General features: G+C 68.7%; 21 protein-coding genes and 1 tRNA gene. 13 read left to right on the top strand and 9 right to left on the bottom strand.

Annotation, left to right across the window (positions count from 1 at the left end):
• Nucleotides 1-8 precede the first annotated feature (8 nt).
• The 3 genes from H1R19_RS10955 to H1R19_RS10945 all read left to right on the top strand — a co-directional run bounded on the left by H1R19_RS10955 (nucleotide 9) and on the right by H1R19_RS10945 (nucleotide 1,792).
• Nucleotides 9-497 carry a cytochrome P450 gene (locus H1R19_RS10955; RefSeq protein WP_244970942.1) on the top strand — a complete coding sequence of 163 codons (489 nt, stop codon included), beginning with the start codon at nucleotides 9-11 and terminating at the stop codon, nucleotides 495-497.
• On the top strand, nucleotides 494-979 hold the full coding sequence (locus H1R19_RS23205; RefSeq protein WP_244970981.1) for a nuclear transport factor 2 family protein: 486 nt from the start codon (nucleotides 494-496) through the stop codon (nucleotides 977-979). The genes H1R19_RS10955 and H1R19_RS23205 overlap by 4 nt, the downstream gene beginning before the upstream one ends.
• A gap of 297 nt (nucleotides 980-1,276) precedes the next feature.
• Nucleotides 1,277-1,792, top strand: coding sequence for a MarR family winged helix-turn-helix transcriptional regulator (locus H1R19_RS10945; RefSeq protein ID WP_219851413.1), 516 nt, complete (start codon nucleotides 1,277-1,279; stop codon nucleotides 1,790-1,792).
• A gap of 64 nt (nucleotides 1,793-1,856) precedes the next feature.
• On the opposite strand, the gene H1R19_RS10940 is transcribed toward H1R19_RS10945, so the two are convergent.
• The 5 genes from H1R19_RS10940 to H1R19_RS10920 all read right to left on the bottom strand — a co-directional run bounded on the left by H1R19_RS10940 (nucleotide 1,857) and on the right by H1R19_RS10920 (nucleotide 5,976).
• Nucleotides 1,857-1,930 (bottom strand) — tRNA-Met (locus H1R19_RS10940).
• A gap of 60 nt (nucleotides 1,931-1,990) precedes the next feature.
• Nucleotides 1,991-3,097, bottom strand: a complete 1,107-nt coding sequence (locus tag H1R19_RS10935) for a CaiB/BaiF CoA transferase family protein (protein WP_219851412.1) — start codon at nucleotides 3,095-3,097, stop codon at nucleotides 1,991-1,993.
• On the bottom strand, nucleotides 3,094-3,750 hold the full coding sequence (locus H1R19_RS10930; RefSeq protein WP_188329171.1) for a TetR/AcrR family transcriptional regulator: 657 nt from the start codon (nucleotides 3,748-3,750) through the stop codon (nucleotides 3,094-3,096). Before H1R19_RS10930 ends, H1R19_RS10935 begins: the two co-directional genes overlap by 4 nt.
• Nucleotides 3,731-5,341: a class I adenylate-forming enzyme family protein gene (locus H1R19_RS10925; RefSeq protein WP_219851410.1), complete on the bottom strand. Its 1,611-nt coding sequence runs from the start codon at nucleotides 5,339-5,341 to the stop codon at nucleotides 3,731-3,733. Before H1R19_RS10925 ends, H1R19_RS10930 begins: the two co-directional genes overlap by 20 nt.
• Nucleotides 5,338-5,976, bottom strand: a complete 639-nt coding sequence (locus H1R19_RS10920; RefSeq protein ID WP_219851408.1) for a nitroreductase family protein — start codon at nucleotides 5,974-5,976, stop codon at nucleotides 5,338-5,340. The genes H1R19_RS10925 and H1R19_RS10920 overlap by 4 nt, the downstream gene beginning before the upstream one ends.
• A 138-nt stretch (nucleotides 5,977-6,114) precedes the next feature.
• Here H1R19_RS10920 and H1R19_RS10915 point away from each other — a divergent pair, with 138 nt between their 5' ends.
• The 3 genes from H1R19_RS10915 to H1R19_RS10905 are packed head-to-tail and all read left to right on the top strand — an operon-like array spanning nucleotide 6,115 to nucleotide 9,522.
• Nucleotides 6,115-8,064, top strand: a complete 1,950-nt coding sequence (locus H1R19_RS10915; protein ID WP_219851406.1) for a flavin-containing monooxygenase — start codon at nucleotides 6,115-6,117, stop codon at nucleotides 8,062-8,064.
• Nucleotides 8,065-8,094: 30 nt separating this feature from the next.
• Nucleotides 8,095-8,919, top strand: coding sequence for a sulfurtransferase (locus H1R19_RS10910; RefSeq protein WP_219851404.1), 825 nt, complete (start codon nucleotides 8,095-8,097; stop codon nucleotides 8,917-8,919).
• Between the two features lie 15 nt (nucleotides 8,920-8,934).
• Nucleotides 8,935-9,522, top strand: a complete 588-nt coding sequence (locus tag H1R19_RS10905) for a GNAT family N-acetyltransferase (RefSeq protein WP_188329166.1) — start codon at nucleotides 8,935-8,937, stop codon at nucleotides 9,520-9,522.
• A 62-nt stretch (nucleotides 9,523-9,584) separates the two neighbouring features.
• Here the strand turns inward: H1R19_RS10905 and zapE are convergent, their stop codons facing one another.
• Nucleotides 9,585-10,598, bottom strand: a complete 1,014-nt coding sequence (gene zapE, locus H1R19_RS10900; RefSeq protein WP_219851402.1) for a cell division protein ZapE — start codon at nucleotides 10,596-10,598, stop codon at nucleotides 9,585-9,587.
• 35 nt (nucleotides 10,599-10,633) lie between these two features.
• Here zapE and H1R19_RS10895 point away from each other — a divergent pair, with 35 nt between their 5' ends.
• The 4 genes from H1R19_RS10895 (at nucleotide 10,634) to msrB (ending at nucleotide 15,043) form a co-directional block, all read left to right on the top strand.
• A complete protein-coding gene (locus H1R19_RS10895) occupies nucleotides 10,634-11,458 on the top strand; it encodes a dihydrofolate reductase family protein (RefSeq protein ID WP_219851400.1) in 825 nt (274 codons plus the stop codon).
• A gap of 102 nt (nucleotides 11,459-11,560) precedes the next feature.
• A complete protein-coding gene (locus H1R19_RS10890) occupies nucleotides 11,561-13,171 on the top strand; it encodes an alpha/beta hydrolase (RefSeq protein WP_188329163.1) in 1,611 nt (536 codons plus the stop codon).
• A gap of 77 nt (nucleotides 13,172-13,248) precedes the next feature.
• On the top strand, nucleotides 13,249-14,538 hold the full coding sequence (locus H1R19_RS10885; protein WP_188329162.1) for a glycosyltransferase family 87 protein: 1,290 nt from the start codon (nucleotides 13,249-13,251) through the stop codon (nucleotides 14,536-14,538).
• Between the two features lie 73 nt (nucleotides 14,539-14,611).
• Complete coding sequence (gene msrB, locus H1R19_RS10880) at nucleotides 14,612-15,043, top strand: peptide-methionine (R)-S-oxide reductase MsrB (RefSeq protein ID WP_188329161.1); 432 nt, start codon at nucleotides 14,612-14,614, stop codon at nucleotides 15,041-15,043.
• 58 nt (nucleotides 15,044-15,101) lie between these two features.
• On the opposite strand, the gene hemQ is transcribed toward msrB, so the two are convergent.
• The 3 genes from hemQ to hemE form a co-directional block, all read right to left on the bottom strand.
• Nucleotides 15,102-15,797: a hydrogen peroxide-dependent heme synthase gene (gene hemQ, locus H1R19_RS10875; RefSeq protein WP_188329160.1), complete on the bottom strand. Its 696-nt coding sequence runs from the start codon at nucleotides 15,795-15,797 to the stop codon at nucleotides 15,102-15,104.
• Nucleotides 15,798-15,879: 82 nt separating this feature from the next.
• On the bottom strand, nucleotides 15,880-17,280 hold the full coding sequence (gene hemG / locus H1R19_RS10870) for a protoporphyrinogen oxidase (protein WP_219851398.1): 1,401 nt from the start codon (nucleotides 17,278-17,280) through the stop codon (nucleotides 15,880-15,882).
• Nucleotides 17,280-18,347, bottom strand: a complete 1,068-nt coding sequence (gene hemE / locus H1R19_RS10865; RefSeq protein ID WP_188329158.1) for a uroporphyrinogen decarboxylase — start codon at nucleotides 18,345-18,347, stop codon at nucleotides 17,280-17,282. Before hemE ends, hemG begins: the two co-directional genes overlap by 1 nt.
• 126 nt (nucleotides 18,348-18,473) lie before the next feature.
• On the opposite strand from hemE, the gene H1R19_RS10860 reads away from it, so the two are divergent.
• The 3 genes from H1R19_RS10860 (at nucleotide 18,474) to H1R19_RS10850 (ending at nucleotide 20,987) form a co-directional block, all read left to right on the top strand.
• Nucleotides 18,474-19,100, top strand: coding sequence for a DUF3000 domain-containing protein (locus tag H1R19_RS10860; protein ID WP_188329157.1), 627 nt, complete (start codon nucleotides 18,474-18,476; stop codon nucleotides 19,098-19,100).
• Nucleotides 19,097-20,386, top strand: a complete 1,290-nt coding sequence (locus H1R19_RS10855) for an HRDC domain-containing protein (RefSeq protein WP_219851396.1) — start codon at nucleotides 19,097-19,099, stop codon at nucleotides 20,384-20,386. Before H1R19_RS10860 ends, H1R19_RS10855 begins: the two co-directional genes overlap by 4 nt.
• 172 nt (nucleotides 20,387-20,558) lie before the next feature.
• The gene (locus H1R19_RS10850) at nucleotides 20,559-20,987 is read left to right on the top strand and encodes a type II toxin-antitoxin system Rv0910 family toxin (RefSeq protein WP_219851395.1); all 429 of its coding nucleotides are present in this window, start codon (nucleotides 20,559-20,561) and stop codon (nucleotides 20,985-20,987) included.

The following is a 20,987-nucleotide window of genomic DNA, read 5'->3' as shown; positions in this document are numbered from 1 at the left end:
GTGCCTTGATGAAGTTGGTCTTGCTCAGCTCGCGGGCCGGCACGCTGGCCCGTGACCCGGAGCTGGAGAACCGCCTGCGGCAGAAGAACTGGGTCAAGAACGATCTCGATGAGTTGTTGCGCCACCAGTCACCGGTGCTCGCTCTCCGGCGCATCGTCACCCGCGACGCGGTGCTCGGCGACCAGGCGCTGAGCAAGGGCGACATCCTCATGCTCATGTACGCCTCGGCCAATCGGGACTCGCAGCACTTCCCCGGTGCGGACATTCTCGACTTCGACCGGAAAGGCAAGAGCCACCTCGCCTTCGGGCACGGGACCCACCGGTGCCTCGGTGCCACCTTCGCTCGAATGCAGATCGACATCGCCTTCGACGAACTGCTGAGTCGCGTGACCAATGTCCGACCCGCCGGCCCCGACGCCGGACCGATCTACCAGGCCGGAGCGGTGCAGGCCCCCAACCGTCTGCGCCTTGCTTTCGACCGCGTCGAGAACGCCTGAGGCGCACGGCCACCGCATCCGAACCACCACTTTCTCGCTCACCCCACGCAACGAGAACTGAAGAACATGGCATCACGCGCAGCCCAGATCGTCCGCGGCACCCTCGGACTCGCGACGACGGCATCAAAGGTGATCTCACCGACAGGAGCGTCGAGGGACAGTCGGACCCGTTCCACCCCGACATCGTTGTCCGGGAGGCAGACGAGCTGCCTTACGGCGGGGAGTGGAAGGGCAAGGAAGGGCTACGGGCCCTCATGACCAAGATCAGTTCGCTCGCGCACCTGACGGTCAGCGACATCGACATCTTCGACGTCGACGAGAACAACGTGATCACCCGTCAGGTCGCCACTTTCAAGCGTGAGGGCGCCGACGCGACCCTGACGCTTCCGATGGTCGAGGTCTACCGGTTCGAGAACGAACAGATCATCGAGATCGATGTCTTCTACAAGGACACCAAGGCGATGATCGACTACCTGGCCTGAGACGACCCCACACCCACGTCGCAACACCAGTACGTGCCCCGCCACGACCTCAGCGGCGGTGCACCGAACAGACCGGACATGATCGCCGTCTGTGATCACGCATCGAGCATCGGGGCCCGTCGCTCCGGTGCTCGATGCGCGTTCCACTCACCAACCGGCCGGGCGGCGGCTCCCACGCGGTTCACCGCCGCACTCTGCTGAACTTCTGTCAAACTCTAGTACTAGACTTTATGTATCAATCGGCGGCGGAGGCGGTTCGGCCGTCGACCAGGGGGCAATGCCACAGGAGGCACGTAAGTGACGAGCACGCAGAACACACCGGACACCATCACCGACCCGGTGGACTGGGCGCGCCACTACTGGGAGCATCAGACACTCGACGGCGATGAGCAACGCTTCTTGGCGCTGACATCCCTGCTGCGTTATCAGCGCATCGTGGCCGACGCCGTGGACTCCGAGCTGAAGAAGCACGGTCTCAACATGACCGACTACCTACTGCTCATGACGCTTCAGCTGTCCGAGCACGGCACCAGGCTCATCTCGAGCCTGGCACGCAATCTGATGGTGCACGCCACGACCGCGACACTGGCGACGGACCGGCTCGAGGCACGAAAGCTCCTCGGGCGCAGCCCTCACCCGACCGACCGGCGGGCCACATGCGTGACGATCACGGCCAAGGGACGTGACACCGTCGACTCCGCCACACGCGCGCTCACCGCCATCGACTTCGGGATGCGTGGCAGTTCGTCCACCGACGTGACGCGTCTGCGCAAGGCGCTGACCGCGATGAGACAGAGTGTGGGCGACGCCTGATCCGGATATGAGATGACCCGCTCCCCCGGTGATCTGGTCACCTGGGAAGCGGGTCATCTTCTCGTAGCGGGGACAGGATTTGAACCTGCGACCTCTGGGTTATGAGCCCAGCGAGCTACCGAGCTGCTCCACCCCGCGTCGTAGTCAGCAACGCTACCCGGGGCTTCGCAACCGACCAAATCGCCAGGTCATCACCCTCTACTTGCGGAAATCCAGGGTCACCGACCAGTCGTCGAGGACCTGTGTGAGTTCGGCCGTCGTCGACGGTCTCGGCGTCCCCAAGGCGCTTCGAGAGAAGCGCGGTGCGGGTGCCGGCTGGATCGCGCCGTCGACGCGGACATGGCTTCGGCGTTGCACCGCAACCGGATCGGCGGCGGCTTCGTCGAAATCGAGTACCGGTGTGACGCAGGCGTCGACACCGGCGAACACCTCCTGCCACTCCTCACGGGTGCGCGTCGCGAACCGCGCGCCGAGCGCCGCGGTGATGATCGGCCAGTTGGCGCGGTCCCACCGATCCGGCAGGTCACCCAGATCGAGTGTGTCGATCAGGTTCTGCCAGAACTTCTCTTCCAGCGCTCCGACGGCGATGAACTTCTCGTCGGCGCATCGATAGGTCGCATAGAACGGTGCGGAACCGTCGAGCAGATTGCCCTCGGACCGGGAAACCCAGCGTCCGGCCGCTTTCCACGACCACTGCAGCTGAGCCAGCAGCCCGGCCCCGTCGACCATCGCGGCGTCGATGACCTGGCCGACCCCGGAGCGGGAGCGATCGTGCAGTGCGGCAAGAACACCGACGACCAGGAGCATCGATCCCCCGCCGAAGTCACCGACCAGGGACAGCGGCGGCACCGGTGGCGCACCGGCCGGACCCATCGCCTCCAGCACGCCGGTCACGGCGAGGTAGTTGATGTCATGGCCGGCGCTCATGGCGCGATCGCCGTCCTGGCCCCAGCCCGTCATCCGTGCGTAGATGAGTTGCGGTGCGGCGTCGCAGATCTCCGGGCCGAGACCGAGACGTTCCATCACGCCCGGACGGAATCCCTCGAGGAGAATGTCTGCCCGCGTGATCATCTCGCGGATGCGAACGAGGTCGCCGGGATTCTTGACGTCGGCGTCGACGCTGCGTCGGGACCGGTACAGACCCGCATCGGCATCGGTGATCCCGTCAGGACCCGGCAGATCGGGTCCCGGTCGACGTATCCGGATGACGTCGGCGCCGAGATCGGCGAGCATCATCGCTGCGTGCGGCGTCGGTCCCAGGCCCGGCATCTCCACCACCCGCACGCCCGCGAGCGGACCGCTCACGACACCGGCCGATGGTGGAGGACGCCGCCGATCGTGAAGTCGACGTAGTCACTGACCAGCTGGTCGACGTCGTGAGAGTCGTTGAGCCACCAACTGATCCCGTTCATCAGGTCCAGCACGGCGATCGCCGACCGGTGCGGATCGCGCACCTCGAACAGCCCCAGGCGGGCACCCGCATCGATCACGTCGCGGATGCGTCGCTGGTAGTACTTCCGGTAGTCGGTCACCGCGCGGCGGTGTTCCGGCGTCAGCGCCGACAGCTCCCGCAGCGCCACCAGGTGCTCCACCCGGTACCGCGCGAGCCGGCGCACATGCGCCTCGACCAGACTCGTCAACCGTTCGACCGGTCCACCTTCCCCGTCCAGGAGCAGCAGATCCTGTTGCGGGTCCTCGGTCATCCGCAACGCGATCGCGAAAAGGATCTCCTCTTTCGACTGAAAGTGGTTGTAGAGACTCGCGCCCCGCATCCCGACGGCCTGCGCGATGTCGCGCATACCGGCATTGGAGTACCCGTGGTCGGCGAAGTACCGGGCGGCCGCCTCGACGATCTCGTCGCGCCGCGTACGCCGACGGTCGGTTCGAACCGTCGACGATTCGGAGCCCTGCGCCGCAGCGGCGCCGCCGGTGCCGTTCTCAGCCCTGACCGGTTCCATACGCCTTCCTCAACTCGCGCTTGAGCAGTTTGCCCTGGGCATCGGTCGGCAACGCCTCGACCAGGTAGACCGCCTTGGGCACCTTGTACGACGCCAGATCGGTACGGCAGTACTCACGCATCTCCTCGTCGGTGACCGAAGCACCCTCGCGTAACACGACGAAGGCCGTGACCGCCTCCGACCAGTACGGGTCGGGCAGGCCCACCACTGCCGCACGTTCGACGTCGGGGTGTGCCTGCAGTACGCGCTCGACCTCCTGCGAGGCCACGTTGAACCCGCCGGTCTTGATCATGTCCTTGCGTCGATCGCGGAAGAACATGTTGCCCTCGGCGTCGATCCGGACGATGTCGCCGGTGTGGACCCAACCGCCGTCGAGCACCTGCGCGGTACGTTCCGGGTCTTTGTGGTAGCCGATCATGACCGACGGTGTGCGACACAACAGTTCGCCCTCCTCCGCCTCGTTGCCGTCGGCGTCGACGACCCGGACCTCGAGGTGACCCACCGGCTTGCCGATCCACGTCGGGTCCTGGCCGGGTACGTCCTCGAGACGCCGGAACCAGCCGACCGAGCCCAGCTGGGTGAGCTCCGACTGACCCCAATAGGTACCCCACACCGATTCCGGTGTGGCCGCGGCCCACGCGTCGACCGCATGCGGCGAGACCTGACCGCCGTAGGTCAGGCAACGACGCACCGAACCGACCGATTCGGCCCCGAAGTCGGGGTGATTGGCCAGCGCGATGAAGAACGTCGGTGTCTGCGCCAGGACCGAGATCTTCTCGTCGCGGATCATCCGCAGCGACGTCGCCGGGTCGACCGCGGCGGGCAGCACCAGCGTGGCACCCAGCAGCGTCAGCGAGGTCAGCGAGCCGATCCCGGCGATGGTGTGGAACGGCATGACGTAGAGCCACACGTCGTCGTTGCGGCAGCGCAGACCCCAGGTGTAGGCGGGCGCGGTGGAGATCAGATAGTTGCGGTGCGCGATCTCGACGCCCTTGGGCGTCGACTCGGTCCCACTGGTGTAGACGATCATCGCGAGGTCGTGTTCGTCGACGTCGCACTCGGGTTCGGTGTCGTCGGCGGCGGTGACCGACTCCTCGAAGGAGTTCCACGTATTCGACTCCGGCTCGCCGACGACCAGCACCGAGATGCCGAGGCTGTCGGCGATCGGACCGGCCAGGGTCGCCAGCTGCCGTTCGACGACCAGCACCGTCGGCTCGAGATGTCCCAGCTGCTGGGCGATCTCGCCCTCGCGGAACATGGGGCTCACCCCGGAGTACGCCGCACCGATCTTGAGTGCGCCGTAGTAGGTGGCGACACTCTCGACGCGGTTCCGGCTCATCACCGCGACACGATCCCCGCGGCCGACGCCGAGCTCGAGCAGCACGTGCGCGACACGATTCGCCATCCGGTCGAGATCGGCGTAGGACGTCGAGGTGCGGCCGCCGTCGGCGTCGTAGGCGATGATCGCGGGCGTCGAACCCTGCGATCGGGCCAGCCGGCGCAGCTGGTCGCCGATCGTGGCGCGTCCGAGCATCGAGGTCTGGGCCTCGGTGAGCTTGCGGTCGCTGGGCGACACGGTGGGCGCGCTCACGTGAACATCGGGCTGTCGAAGCGGTCGAGGAATGCGATCTCCTCGACCGGGCTACGGGTCAGTTTGCGAGGGAAGCCGTCGCGCGGGTAACCGACCGCGATGTGCGCGGCGGTCAGGTACTCGTCGGGGATACCGAGAAGTTCCTTGACCTCGTTCTCCGCGGCACACAGCAGGGTGGTGAGCGCGGTGGCCACACCCTGCTGCCGCAGTGCGAGGGTCAGGTTCTGCACGCTCGGGTAGATCGACGCACCGCCGACGACGCTGAGCCGGCCGAGTTCGTGGTCGGTCGGGTGCAGTCCGTCCATCTCCGCACACACGACGACGAGCGCCGGGACCTCGGCGAGGTGATGGGCGAAGTAGTTGGCACTCTCGATGGTCTTGGGAACTGCGCCGACCTTCTTGCTGCCCTCGAGGATCGAGTCGTAGTACGGCTCCCAGAACGGCAGGTACGTGTCTGCAAGACGCTGCTTCGTCGCGTCGTCGCGCACCACAACCCAGCGAACGGGCTGGCGGTTGCCGCCCTGCGGACCGAACCGCGCGTCGTCGAACGCCCGGTAGAACACCTCGTCCTCGACCGGCTTGTCGCTGAAGTAGCGGCACGTGCCGGTCGTGCGCATTGCTTCGCTGAGTTCCATGTCAACCTCCGTGATCACTAACCGTTGTTAGTATGACTGAGCACACAGTCGCATACGAGCTTTCCGACGTCAAGAGACGAACATGCGTGAAGATCCCGGTGTTGACGTGCGGGCACTAACAGTGGTTAGTTTCAGGTCATGACTTCAGTTTCCCTTCGTTCGGCGACCCGACCCAGCACCGCGGAGATCCGCCGGGCCGTCGACGCGGGCAACATCCCGACACTGCTGGCCGTGCTGGTGGAGATGACCGGCGACCGCCGCTGGATGGCCGACCGCTACCGCCCGACACGCAGCCGCGGGATGGACGACAACTCCACCGGCGGGCTGCCCGAGGAGGTCCGCGGCGAGATCCGTGACGCCGTCGTCGACGCCCTCGAGAGCTGGTACGACCGGGGCGCACCCGCCCGGCAGCCTGCCGACGAGACACTCGTCGCGGCGCTGATGTCCTTCACCGCCGGCGAGGAGGTGCCCGCGGAGTTCGGCCCGATGATGACCGAGATCATCCGCGGCGACCTGCGCGGTGTGCACCTGCCGACGGTGCCCCACGATCTCGCCACCTCCATGACCGCGTTGGTCATCGGGGCGGGCGTCGCGGGGATGCTGATCTCGACGCAACTCGCCGAGGCCGGGATCGAACACACCATCCTGGAGAAGAACGACGAGGTCGGCGGCTCCTGGTACGAGAACCACTACCCCGGCGCAGGTGTGGACACCCCGAGCTACCTGTACTCGATCTCCTCTTTCGACCACCCCTGGTCGACGCACTTCGGCAAGCGCGACGAGGTCCAGGGCTACCTGCAGGCGTTCGCCGACCGCCACGCCATCCGCGACCGCGTCCGGTTCGGCACCGAGGTCCGCACCGCCACCTACGATTCCGACGCCCAGCAGTGGACGGTCCGCATCCGAAACTCCGACGGCAGCGAAGAATCCCTCACCGCCCGCATCCTGATCAGCGCCGTCGGCATCCTCAACCGCCCGAAGGTCCCTGACCTACCGGGCGTCGACGGCTTCGCCGGCCCGATCTTCCACTCGGCGCAGTGGCCGGACGAACTCGACGAACCCGGCGCCCTGACCGGCAAGCGAGTCGCCATCATCGGATCGGGCGCCAGCGCGATGCAGATCGGGCCCGCCATCGCCGACCGCGTCGGCTCGATGACGATCTTCCAGCGCTCACCGCAGTGGATCGCACCCAACGACGACTACTTCGCCCCCGTCGGCGACGACGTGCACTGGCTCATGGACAACCTCCCCGGATACCGGGAGTGGTACCGCGCGCGACTGTCCTGGATCTTCAACGACAAGGTCCACTCGACCCTGCACGTCGATCCGCAGTGGCCCGAACCCACCGCGTCGATCAATGCCGTCAACCACGGCCACCGCGAGTTCTACCTGCGCTACATGCGCAACGAACTCGGCGACCGCGACGACCTCATCGAACAGTCGACGCCGGACTACCCGCCCTTCGGCAAGCGAATGCTGTTGGACAACGGGTGGTTCCGCATGCTGCGCCGCCCGAACGTGGAGCTGGTCGGCCAGGGCGTCGACGCCATCACCCCCACCGGGTTGGTCGACGCCTCCGGGACCGCGCACGACTTCGACATCATCGTCTTCGCCACCGGGTTCCACAGCGACCGCTACCTCTACCCCATGGACGTCGTCGGGCGCAGCGGCCAGACGACGGTGCAGGCATGGGGAGATCACGACGCCTACGCCTACCTCGGCATCACCGCCCCGGACTTCCCCAACCTGTTCATCCTGACCGGGCCCAACACCGCGCTCGGGCACGGCGGCAGCTTCATCAGCATCCTCGAGTATCAGGTCCGCTATGTCTGCGACGCGATCCGCACGATGATCGAGCACCGGCTCGGCGCACTCGAGGTGCGTCGCGAGGTGACCGAGGAGTACAACGACGCCGTCGACCGCGCCCATGCCGCCATGGTGTGGACGCATCCGGCCATGACCAACTGGTACCGCAACCCCGCAGGCCGGGTGGTCGCGGTGCTGCCCTGGCGGATCGTCGACTACTGGGACAAGACGCGGCGCGTGGATCTCGACGACTTCCGAACCGAACCCCTCCGGGGCTCCTGACCGCGAGGGGCGCCGACTACCGTGTGCAGCATGACCTCCACACCGCTGATCACCGCTGCCGAGCTCCGCGAACGCCTGGGCGAGGAGAATCTGCGCATCATCGATGCGACGGTCCATCTCACCTTCGACGCCGACGGCGCGCATGTCGCCTCGGGACGAGAGTCCTACCTGCAGGGCCACCTTCCCGGTGCGGTGTTCGTCGACCAGATCGCCGACCTGTCCGACCCCGACGGCGAAGCACCGTTCGCCGCGGCGCCGTCGGAGAAGTTCGCGTCCGTGATCGGCGCAGCCGGCATCGGCGACGAGTCGACCGCCGTGGTGTACGACACCGTCAACGGCATCTGGGCCACCCGGCTGTGGTGGCAGTTCGGGCTCGAGGGCTTCGACAACGTCCTCGTGCTCGACGGCGGGTACGCCGCCTGGACCGAGGCCGCACTGCCCACCGAGACCGGTGAATCGTCCTATCCGGCAAGCACGTTCAGCGCCGCACGACGTCCCGAGCGCATCGTCTCGACCGACGAGGTGGCGGCGAGCACCGAGGACTCCTCGGTGCTGCTGGTCAACGCCCTGGACCGGGAGTCGTTCGCGGGCGGCCACATTCCGGGCAGCGTCAACGTGCCCTTCGGGGAGCTCGTCGACGAGGCCGGGAAGCTCAAGCCGCTCGACGACCTGCGCGCACTGTTCTCCGACGCCGGTGCGCTCGACCCCGCGGTGCGTCCGGTCACCTACTGCGGGGGCGGGATCGCCGCCACCGCGGCCGCGCTCGCGCTGCGGACGCTCGGCCGCGACGACGTCGCCGTCTACGACGGCTCGATGAACGCCTGGACCGCCGATCCGGCCCGGCCGCTGGCCTGACGGGAGAATCGCCCCATGGACCGGCCGGACCACGACGGCACCCGCATCGACCTCAGCGACATCACCGTCGAGGTGGTCACCGACCCCGCCGCCGCGGCAGCGGTGGCACAGGTGGCGGCCGCGACCTTCGCACTGGCCTGCCCGCCCCACTCGACGCCGGAGGACATCGCCGGCTTCATCTCGACCAGTCTGCAGGAGAGCAACTTCCGCGACCACATCGCCGATCCGCTGGCCGACGTCGTGGTGGCGCGGGACGGTGTCGGCGGACCGGTCATCGGCTACACGCTGGTGCTGCACACCGAACCGAGCCATCCCGATGTGTGCGCGGTTGTCACCGAACGTCCGGTGAGCGAGGTGTCGAAGATGTACGTCCTGCCCGACCACCACTCACGGCAGGGGGTCACTCCGTCGCACCAGCTGATGTCCGTCGCGCTCGACCGCGCCCGAGCGCACGGCAGCACGATGGCATGGCTGGGCGTCAATCAACTCAACGTCCGCGCCCAGCGGTTCTACACCAAGATGGGTTTCACCCGCGTCGGCGTGAAGACGTTCAGCCTCAACGGGAGCATCGAACACGACTACGTGTTCACCCGGTCGCTCTGACGCGCCCCGTCGCACGCTCGCGGGCGCGGCTCAGGCCCGTGACCTCGCTTCGTGGGCGCGGCTCAGGCCGCCGTCTCGGCGAACCGCGAGAGGGCGAGGAGCCGCGACGTGGCGCGCAGGTACTTCTTGCGGTAGCCGCCGGCCAGCATCTCGTCGGTGAAGATCTCGTGGAGTTTGGCCCCCGAGACGGTGACCGGGATGTTCGCGTCGTAGAGACGGTCGGCGAGCACCACGAGCCGCAGTGCCACGGACTGGTCCGTGGCCGGATGGACGCCCGAGATGCAGACCATCGCGACGCCGTCGACGAGGTCCTTGTACTTCGACGGGTGGAGCGTGCCGAGGTGCTCGCACAGCGCATCGAAGTCGTCGAGCGTTGCCCCACCGGTGGATTCGGCGATCTCCACCAGCTCGGACTCGCTTCGCGGTTCCGGGGCGGGCGGCAGATCGCGGTGACGGTAGTCGGGGCCGTCGACCCGGATCGTCTCGAACACCGAGGACAGCTTGCGGATCTCGCGCAGGAAGTCCTGCGCCGCGAAGCGGCCCTCGCCGAGCTGCCCGGGCAGGGTGTTGGACGTGGCCACGATGGACACCCCCTTGGCGGTCAGCTCCGTCAGCAGCCGCGACACGAGCATGGTGTCGCCGGGATCGTCGAGTTCGAACTCGTCGATGCACAGCACGGTGTGCTTCGACAGGCGCTCGACGGCGTTCACGAAGCCGAGCGCCCCGACCACATGCGTGACCTCGACGAAGGTCGCGAACGACTTCGGCTCGGGCATCGAGTGGTAGATCGAGGCGAGGAGGTGGGTCTTGCCGACGCCGAATCCGCCGTCGAGGTAGAGACCGATGCCCTGGGCGGGCGCCTTGCGGGAGAAGAGGCCCTTCTTGCCCGACCGCACCTTCGACGCCCGCGCCACGAAATCACGCGCCTTGGCGACCGCCTCGGCCTGGGACGGCTCGTTCGGGTCGGGAATGTAGGAGTCGAAGCTCACCTCGTCGAACGTCGAGGGGGGCACCATCTCATCGATGAGTGCGTCGGGCGAGGTCGCGGGGTTGCGATCGCAGAGTCGGGCCACCATGTGTGGAGAGTAACGATCCAGGAGATGATCACTGCATGTTCCACCTGCAGAAAGCGACCCACGTCACATCCGGCGACGTCGACGACAGCGGCGACGCGGCTCTGTTGTGGCTGGCCGAGCAGTACCTCTATCCGCCGCGACCGGCGGCGGGGCCCGGCGCCGCGGCCCCGTTCGTGCGCGCCAACATGGTGGCCTCCATCGACGGCTCGGTGGCCCACGAGGGAAAGTCCGGTGGACTCGGCGGTCCCGGCGACAGGTTGCTGTTCCGGGTGCTGCGCGGCCTGGCCGACGTGATCCTGGTGGGTGCCGGTACCGCCACCGCCGAGGGTTACGGGCAGCCCCGGCCCGACGGCCTGTTCGCCGACCTCCGCGCGAGCAACGGGCAGGCCGACGCCCCGACACTCGCACTCGTGTCTCGGTGCCTGTCGGTGCTCCCCGACTTCGCGCCGGTGAGTGACCCGAACACCGTTGTGCTGACGTGCGCGGCCGCCCCCGCCGACCGGCGGGCCGCCCTCGTCGATGCCGGCGCCACCCTCGTCGACTGCGGCGAGGACACCGTCGACCCCTCGACGCTGCTCGAGCGTTGCGGCGAACGCGGCTGGGCGCGCGTGCTCTGCGAGGGAGGACCGACCCTGCTCGGCTCCCTCGTCGCCGCCGACCTGCTCGACGAGCTGTGCCTGACCACGAGCCCGAACCTCGTCGGCGGTGCCGCCGGCCGGATCGTGTCCGGCGTCGGGGATCCCTTGACCACGGTGGCCGCCGGAATGCTCCACCCGATGCAGCCGACGTCGATCATCACCGACGACGACGGGTTCGTGTTCACCCGCTGGCTCCGCCGCGGCCGCTCCTCCATCCACTGAGTCGGATCCACTGAGTCGGATCCACTGGGCCGATCCACTGGATCTGTCCGCTCGGGAGCGCCGTCGGGCCGGTCGTCGATGACGTTGACTACTCTCGCGGACATGCCAAGCGCGCACGCCCCGGTCGCCGGTGGACGCCCGATCGCGATCCCGAGGATTCTCTCCGGCGTCGTCCTGGCCGTGATCGCCACCCTCGTGCTGTCCTCGTGCGCGGTGGGTCCCGACCGGGGCCCGGAGCTGATCCCGGGCGGTCCCGGGCAGAAGGCGCCGGTGACGTCGCAGTCCACCGAGCCGCCGGCGCCCGCTCTCACCGTCCCGAAGTCCGATCTGGATTGGACCGAGTGCGCCGCGGAGACGGTCGGGCGCTACGGGGTCGCACGACCGCAGGGCGTGACGATCGAGTGCGCCGAGTACGACTCCCCGATCGATCGCAACAATCCCGAGGGCGAGGTCGTGTCGATCGCGCTGACCCGCGCGCGCACCGCCGCCACCCCGGCCGGTGCGGCACCGCTCGTGCTGACGTCGGGATCGGACCTGCCGTCGTCGCGGACCCTGCTGGTGATGACGTCGGGACCGGGCCGCGCACTACTCGACTCCCATGCGGTGGTGGCCGTCGATCATCGCGGTATCCCGCTGAGCAGCGACCTCGACTGCATGACCCGCCTGGAACGGTCGACCATCGCCGACAACGGGCTCGTCGCCCGCGGGACCACCACGTCGTCGCGGATCACCCGGCTCGCGTCCGCGGCGTCGTCGGCGTCGGACGGTTGCACCGAGACGTTGACCCCGTACCAACTGAGTTTCGGCGCCGAGTACGCCGCCTCCGACCTCGAGACCCTACGGCAGCGGTGGGGCGTCGAACATCTCGGCCTGATCGGTGTCGGTGAGGGTTCGGACGTGGTTCTGACCTATGCGTCGTTGTACGGCGGCCGCGCGGGCCGGGTCATCCTCGACACGCCCACCCCGTTCGGGGCCAATGCGCGTGATCGCGCGCTGTCGCAGGCTCAGGGCGTCCAGGCCGCCCTCCAGGGGTTCGCGCAACGGTGTTCGGCCCTCCCGGGTTGCGCCCTGGGATCCAACGGCGTCGCCAGAATGACCGGCCTACTCGCCAAGGCGCGTGCCGGCAATCTCGACGGCCTGTCCGACACCGCCGCGCTCGATGCGATCACCACGACACTGGCACTGGCCTCCGACCGGCCCCAGGCCCTGCTGGACCTCGCCTCGGAGATCGATGCCGCCGACCGCGGGCAGACCGCCGGCCTCGTCCGCCTCGCCGACCGCGCTGCGACGCTGCGCCTGCCCGACGGCGCGCTGGTGGCACGGTGCAACGACGTCACCGGTCCCGTCGGTCAGAACGAGGTGCCCGGCCTCGTCGACGCGTGGTCGAAGCAGAATCCGCTGACCGGCGCCAACAGCGCGTTGTCGCTGGTGCGGTGCAACGGGTGGGCGTCCGGCGACCCGGTCCGGCCACCGTCCTCGCTGCCCGCGGACCCGCTGATCCTCAACGGGACACGTGATCCGATCAACGGCGGCAACGGCGCGAACGCTCTGGTGCCGCTGTTCATGAACGCCTCGGCCGAGCCGATCACGGTCACATGGGACGGTCTGGGCTTCTCGGCGCTCTCCCGCAGCGCCTGCGCCGCCGACGTCGCCGCCCAGTATGTCGCCAAGGCCCCGCTGACCGGGCCGACGCAGCGCGGTTGCCCCACCTGACACGTCGTCCCCAGAGTTCTCCCCGCCTGCCCGGACCAGCACCCCAGTTCGCTCGCGTGACGTAGTACGGTTCGCGGGTGGCCATTCTCGACAGGTATCTCTATCCCCAGATGAGTGCTCAGCGGATCATCCCGATGGTCCTGTGGCCGATCAGTCTGTTCATGGTCGTGCACCGCTCGGTATTCCTGGCCGTCAACGGTGACCGGACCGACGACTTCAAGCCGGTCTACGCGGCCGCCTTCAACTTCCTCAACGGCCTGCCGGTCTACGGCGAGAACTACGCCACCGTCGACCCGCACTATCTGTACCCGCCGTCGGGCACGTTGCTGATGTCGCCGGTCGCGGTGATCGACTACGAGCGCGCCCGCTGGGCCTTCATCGTCGTCAGCGTGATCGTGCTGCTCATCAGCGCGTACCTGCTGACGCGCATGTTCGGGTTCGCGCTGAACTCCTGGGTCATGCCCACGGTCCTGTTCTTCTTCTTCAGCACCGAAACCGTCTCGCACACGCTGATCTTCACCAATTTCAACTCGTTCGTGCTGCTCGGACTGGTCAGCTTCCTGATGTTGATGCGGTCGCGCCACGACTGGTGGGCCGGGGTCCCGATGGGACTCACCCTCGCGGTGAAACCCGTGTTGGCCCCGCTGATGCTCCTGCCGCTGCTCAGCCGCCAGTGGCGGGTGTTCGCGCTGTCCATCGCGATCCCGCTCGTGCTGACCGCCGTCGCGTGGCCGATGTCGGTCGACGCGAACGACTTCATCAGCCGCACCGTGCCCTACCTCGGCGAGGCACGCGACTACTACAACAGCTCGATCGCCGGGAACGGCGCGTACTTCGGGGTCGCCGACTGGCTGGTCTTCCTCCTGCGGGTGGCGTTCGTCGCGATGGCCGCGTTCTCCCTGTGGTTCCTGTACCGGTACTACCGCAAGGCCAACGAGCTGCTCTGGTTGACGGCGTCGTCGGGGGTGCTCCTGTGCACGACCTTCCTCGTCGGGTCCCTCGGCCAGGGCTACTACTCGATGCTGCTGTTCCCGTTGCTCATGACGGTGTTGCTGCCGGGATCGCCGATGCGTAACTGGCCCGCCTGGCTTGGCGTCTACGGCTGCATGACCTTCGACGGCTTCTACTCCGAACGGTGGACGGCGTTCGGTTGGATGGTCGAGTACAACAAGGTCACCTGGGGCTGGTCGTTGCTGATGATCGCGGTGTTCTGCTCGCTGCTGTTCCGCTACCTGGACATGCGGGCCGACGGGGTGGCGGGCATGGAACTGCCCGTCCGGTCCGAGACCGACGCACCCCCGGCCCCGGCAACCGCAAGCGCCGAACCGGTCCCCACGCCGAAGCTCCCCACCCCGGCGTCGGGTTAGCGTCCACCGCCGCCGTTCCCGCCCCGGTCGTTCCCGCACAGGCCGTTCTCGCGCGGCGCGCTACCGTGGACCCATGACCGACAGCACCCCCGAGACCACCACCGAGAACCTCGCCGAACTGACCGACGAAGAGTGGCAGCAGCGCCTCACCCCCGCCGAGTACCGAGTGCTGCGCCAGGCCGGCACCGAGGCGCCGTTCACCGGCGAGTACACCGACAGCAAGACCGTCGGCATCTACCGGTGCCGCGCCTGTTCGGCCGAACTGTTCCGCAGCGAGCAGAAGTTCGAATCCCATTGCGGCTGGCCGTCGTTCTTCTCCCCGCTGGCCGGGGACAAGATCATCGAGGTCGAGGACGACTCTCTCGGGATGCGCCGCGTCGAGGTGCTGTGCGCGAACTGCAAAAGCCATCTGGGCCATGTGTTCTCCGGTGAGGGCTACGACACCCCCACCGACCTCCGCTACTGCATCAACAGCATCAGCCTGACGCTGGAACCGACCGAATAGACGAAATCGGTAGCGACAATGCGCGTGATATCCGCATTGTCGCTACCGATTGCCGGGTTCAGGGCAGGGCGTCGATCAGCGCCGAGACCTCGACGCGGGGCCCGGTGAAGAACGGGGTCTCCTCCCGCACATGCATGCGCGCCTCGGTGGCACGCAGGTCGCGCATGAGGTCGACGATGCGGTGCAGTTCCGGTGCCTCGAAGGCCAGCAGCCACTCGTAGTCACCGAGGGCGAACGAGGACACCGTGTTGGCGCGGACGTCCTTGTACTCGCGGGCGGCCTTGCCGTGGTCGGCGAGCATCTTGCGACGCTCCTCGTCGGGCAGCAGGTACCACTCGTAGGAACGGACGAACGGGTACACGCAGATGTAGTTGCCGGGCTCCTCGCCGGCGAGGAACGCCGGGATGTGGCTCTTGTTGAACTCGGCGGGCCGGTGCAGGGCGACGTTGCTCCACACCGCGTTGCACGCACGGCCGAGTGTCGTCTCCCGGCGGAACTTCGCATACGCGGCCTGGATGGACTCGAGCTCTTCGGCGTGCCACCAGATCATGAAGTCGGCGTCGGCGCGCAGACCGGACACGTCGTACACCCCGCGGACCACCACACCGGTGTCCTCGAGGGACTTGAAGAAGTCGGCGGCGTCGGACTTGGCCTGGTCCCGGTCGGTGCCGAGCTCCCCGGGCCGGACGGCGAACACCGAGAACATCAGGTAACGGATCGTCGAGTTCAGTTCTGCGTAATCCAAGCGGCTCATGCCTGTCATCGTGCCACCGCGCCCGGCGCCCCGACCAGCCAGGTGATGCCGACCAGCCAGGTGAGCCTGGCGGACCGACCGGTCAGGCCAGCTCGGCGAGCAGCGCCGACACCGCACGCCCGGCCTGGCCGATACACGCGGGCACCCCGACCCCGGCGTAGGCGGAGCCGGCGAACGCCAGCCGCGCGGGCCGGGCGGCGAGCACCCGGGACATCGCGGCCAGATGGCCGGGCGCGTACAGCGGAAGCCCGTTGGTCCAGCGCTGCACGTAGGTGTCGACGACCTTCGACGACACCGGCGCGATCCCGGCCGCCCGGCACACCTCGTCGAGGTCGTCGAGCGCTTCGGTCCGCAGGCGGTCGTCGACGCCGGGTTCGACGCAGTCGTCGGGCACGGGCGCACCGAATCGTCCGAACGACGCCCGCACCGACACCGGCCGGTCCGCTGCCGACAGATGCGACCACTTCTGCGAGCTGAACGTGAAAGCCTTGGCCCGCAAGCTCTCCCCGGTCGCCACCAGCACACCCGAATGCTCGGGCAGCCGTGTTCGGGGTGCCAGCGCGATCGACACGACGACCGACGACGCCCGCGGAACCGCCTGCAGCGGTGCGGCGAGGGCGGGCAGCGACCGGCGCAGGAGGTGGCCGCTCTGCCACGCGGGCAACGCGAGGACCACACCGTCGTATGACCGGGCGCCCTCACCGGTCTCGACGGTCCAGCCGTGCGGCTCGGGTGCCAGGCCGCTCACATACCGGTGCAGCCCGGGCTCGACGCTCGCGGCCTCCCGCAACGCGTCGAGCAGGACGGCGTAGCCGCCGACGAGCGTGCCGAACACCGGTCCGGTCGCGGCCGCACCCGCGGCGATCAGGTCGTTGACCGCGGTGCTCAGCGACGGCGCTCCCCGGTCGAGCCGGGCCGCGAGTGCGGGCAACGCCTCGCGGAGACCGATGTCGCCGGCGAGGCTGGAGTAGACGCCGCCCAGCATCGGGTCCACGCCGCGGGCGACCACCGACGGCCCGAACCGCTCGGCGACGAACTCACCCACAGAAGGATCGGCATCGCCGGACCAGGTCAGCGGACGGGTGGGCTCCGCCGCCATGCGGGCGAGGTCGGCCGGGTCGGCGAGTCCGTCCATCACCGCCGGTGTGGCCGGGATGCCCATCAGGGCCGGGCTCGGCAACGGATGCAACCGGCCCCCCGCCCAGATCGCCGGGCGGCGCGGCGTCGGCGACACGACCCGGTCGGCCAGCCCGAGCTCGGTGACGAGTTCGAGGGCCTCTGGCCGTCGCACGATGAACGCCTCGGCCCCCACGTCGACGGCCTGTCCGCCCACGATCGCGGTGTGCAGGACCCCGCCGATGCGGCCGCCGGCCTCGAACAGGTCGATCCGGGCGTCAGGACCGAGAGCACGCCGCAGGCGGTACGCGGCCGTCAGGCCGGAGATCCCCCCGCCGACGACCGCGACCCGGGCCCGCGTGGACATCAGAGACTGTGGACCAGTTCGACGACCCGGGTGAGGACGTCGGGGTCGGTACCCGGGAGCACTCCGTGGCCGAGGTTGAAGATGTGGCCGAGCGCCCCGGCGGCCACGGCGCGATCACCGTCGGCGACAACCCGCCGCACCTCGGTCTCGACCACCTCCGGACCGGCGAACAGCAGGGTCGGGTCCAGGTTGCCCTGCACCGCCTTGCCCGGGCCCACCCGGCGGACGGCCTCCTCGAGCGGTACCCGCCAGTCGACGCCGATCACGTCGGCCCCGACGTGGGCCATCGGCGCGAGCAGCTCACCCGTACCGACGCCGAAGTGGATGCGCGGGACACCGTATCCGGCGACCTCGGCGAGGACACGGGTGCTGTGGGGAGCCACGTGACGCTGGTAGTCGGCCGCCGACAGCATGCCCGCCCACGAGTCGAACAGCTGGATCGCGTCGACGCCTGCCTCGAGCTGGACACGCAGGAAGGCGATCGTGATGTCGGCCAGGCGTGCCATCAGCTCCGACCAGGTCTCGGGGTCGCCGTGCATCATCGACTTCGTGCGTTCGTAGTTGCGGCTCGGGCCGCCTTCGATCAGGTACGACGCCAGGGTGAACGGCGCGCCGGCGAAGCCGATGAGGGCCGTGTTGTCGCCGAGCTGACCGAGCAGCAGTTCGATGGCGTGCGAGATCGACCCGACCGCCGCCGGGTCGAGACGCGGAATCCGCGAGACGGCCTCGGCCGAGCGCACCGGCTCGGCGATGACGGGACCGGTCCCGGCGACGATGTCGAGGTCGATGCCGGCGGCCTTGAGCGGCACGACGATGTCGGAGAAGAGGATGGCGGCGTCGACGTCGTGGCGTCGCACCGGCTGCATGGTGATCTCGCAGACCAGTTCGGCGTCGAAGCAGGACTCGAGCATCCCGTGGTCGGCTCGGATCGCGCGATATTCCGGCAACGACCGGCCCGCCTGACGCATGAACCACACCGGACGGCGTGACGGCGTCGCGCCGGTGGCCGCGGCGACGAGCGGCAGGTGCGACCTATGGACCCGGGTACCAGTTGCGTTCGACACCATCGCTACTCTGCCATGCCCCCGGACCGCCGGGAAAAGGCCTGCACGATGCGCCCGGGCGAATCCCCGGCACGGCCGGTCTCGGCGCGCCTCCGCCGCACCCGCGCACCCCACCCCTACGGTCGAACGGTGACCTCTTCAGGAGCTCAGGATGAGCCTGCTGATTTCCGCGCAGCGGTGGAGTCACTGCATGCTGCCCGGGTTCGCCGCGACATCGAGGTCGGGCCCATCCGTCCGCCTCAACGCCTCGCGCCCTACAGCTATGCGGTGGGCGCCGAAGTGCGTCCACCCGAGGAACTCGACGTGGTGCCCACGGACTCGCAGGGCAGCGCCTTCGGTCGGCTGATCCTGCTGTACGACCCCGCCGGGCAGGACGCCTGGAACGGCACGATGCGCCTGGTCGCCTTCCTCCAGGCCGAGGTCGAGGCCGCACTGGCGATGGATCCGCTGCTGCCCGAGGTCGCCTGGAGCTGGCTCAGCGATGCCCTCGGTGTGCCGGTGGGTTCCAGCGCCACCCCGGAGGGCTCGGACCACCGCGTCGAGGTGACCGCCCTGGGCGGCACCGTCACCTCCACAACCTCGGTTCGCTACGGCGACATCGCCGGACCACCGCGCGCACATCAGCTCGAGGTGCGGGCCTCGTGGACCGCGCTGACCGCCGACGGGCTCAACGGACATCTGGAGGCGTTCTGCGAGGTGCTCGCCTCGGCGGCCGGCCTACCGCCGGTCGGCGTGACCGAACTCGGCACGACGTGACCGAACCCACCGGCACGCCGGAACCCGAGGCGCCGGACGCGCCCGAGGTCACTCCCCTGCTCGAACCCGCCGGCGGGGTGCCGCCGGTGCTGTCGACCGCGGCGGAGTTCGCCGACGCCGCGCGCGCCCTGGCCGACGGGTCCGGACCCATCGCCGTCGACACCGAACGGGCGTCGGGGTACCGGTACTCCCAGCGCGCGTACCTGATCCAGATCAAACGCAACGGTTCGGGCAGTTTCCTGCTCGACCCGATCGGCTCCCCCGGGGCACTCGCGCCCGTCATCGACGTCCTGCGCGGGCCGGAGTGGGTGCTGCATGCGGCCGACCAGGACCTGCCGTGTCTGCGCGAACTCGGTTTCGAGTGCGTCGAGCTGTACGACACCGAACTCGCCGGACGGCTGCTGGGCCTGGCGAAGGTGAATCTGGCCGCGATGGTCGCGGAATTCCTGGGACTCGGGCTCATCAAGGGCCACGGCGCCGCCGACTGGTCGCGCCGGCCCCTCCCCGACGACTGGCTGAACTACGCCGCCCTCGACGTCGAGGTGCTCGTGGAGTTACGCGACGCCATGGACGCCGCCCTCGTCGAGCAGGGCAAGGACGGCTGGGCGCGTGAGGAATTCGCCTACATCCTGTCGCGGCCGCCGGCCCCGCCGCGGACCGACCGATGGCGCAAGACGTCGAACATCCACACCGTGAAGTCCACCCGCACACTCGCCGCGGTACGCGAGTTGTGGTCCACCCGAGAAGAACTGGCCGAACGACGCGACGTCGCTCCCGGCCGCATCCTGCCCGACACCGCCATCGTCAACGCCGCGACCGTCGATCCCAAGTCGGCGAGCGAACTCACCAGGCTGCCCGTCTTCGGAGGTCCGCGCCAGCGGCGTCAGGCCGGGATCTGGCTCGGCGCACTGCAACGGGCCCGTGAGCTCCCCGACAGCAAACTGCCCGCCCGCAAGACCAATGGGCCCGGGTTGCCGCCGGTGAGTCGCTGGGAGCAGCGCAACCCCGAGGCCTCGGCCCGCCTGCAGCACGTGCGCCCGGCACTCAAGGCCATCGCCGAGGCCAACACCCTGCCGGTGGAGAACCTCCTCGCCCCCGATGTCGTCCGGCAGCTGTGCTGGGACGGCTTGAAGGGCCCGGTCACCGTCGAGGCCGTCGACACCCACCTCGCCGCCGCCGGTGCGCGCGCGTGGCAGCGCGGACTGTGCGTCCAGGCACTGACCGACGCCCTGCTCGCGGCTGCCGAAGGCGGCCCCGGACCAGCGGAGACCCCCGCGGCGGAGTGAGCGCCCGGCGCTCGCGCGCCCCGCTCATCGCACCTGTCCGCCACTCTCCGCGTACATTCGGTTGGCACGTACAGTCGGTGTCTCCACGACCCGACGTGCGATCCCCCAGCGAACGACACCGTCAGGGTAAGTCAACCCCCTGCACCAACCCCTCACGGATGGGAGCAGTTCAGTGGCCACAGTTTCCGTCGGCATCGACTCCGACCTCGACCCCGCCGCCGCGTGGGCCCTCGCCAGCAACCTCTCACGGTTCGACGAGTGGATGACCATCTTCGGCGGATGGCGTTCCCCGGTCCCCGACGCCATCGAGGAGGGCACGACGATCTCGTCCCTGATCAAGGTCAAGGGGTTTCGCAACATCATCCACTGGACGGTGACCGACTACGAGGAACCCCGCCTCATCGCGCTGTCCGGTCAGGGCCGGGGCGGGGTCAAGATCGACCTGGCGATGAAGGTCGACGAGATCGCCGACGGCTCGCATTTCGATCTCTCCGCCGAACTGTCCGGCGGCCTGCTCAACGGCGCGGTCGGGCGACTCGTCGCCAAGGTGCTGGAATCCGATGTGCACAAGTCGATCTCGAATCTGGCCACCCTGCACTGA

The organism is Gordonia jinghuaiqii (genome assembly GCF_014041935.1).
In the GTDB taxonomy this organism is placed as follows: domain Bacteria; phylum Actinomycetota; class Actinomycetes; order Mycobacteriales; family Mycobacteriaceae; genus Gordonia; species Gordonia jinghuaiqii.
The sequence above is the reverse complement of the archived record's forward strand: the minus strand, read 5'-3'. Positions and strand labels throughout refer to the sequence as shown.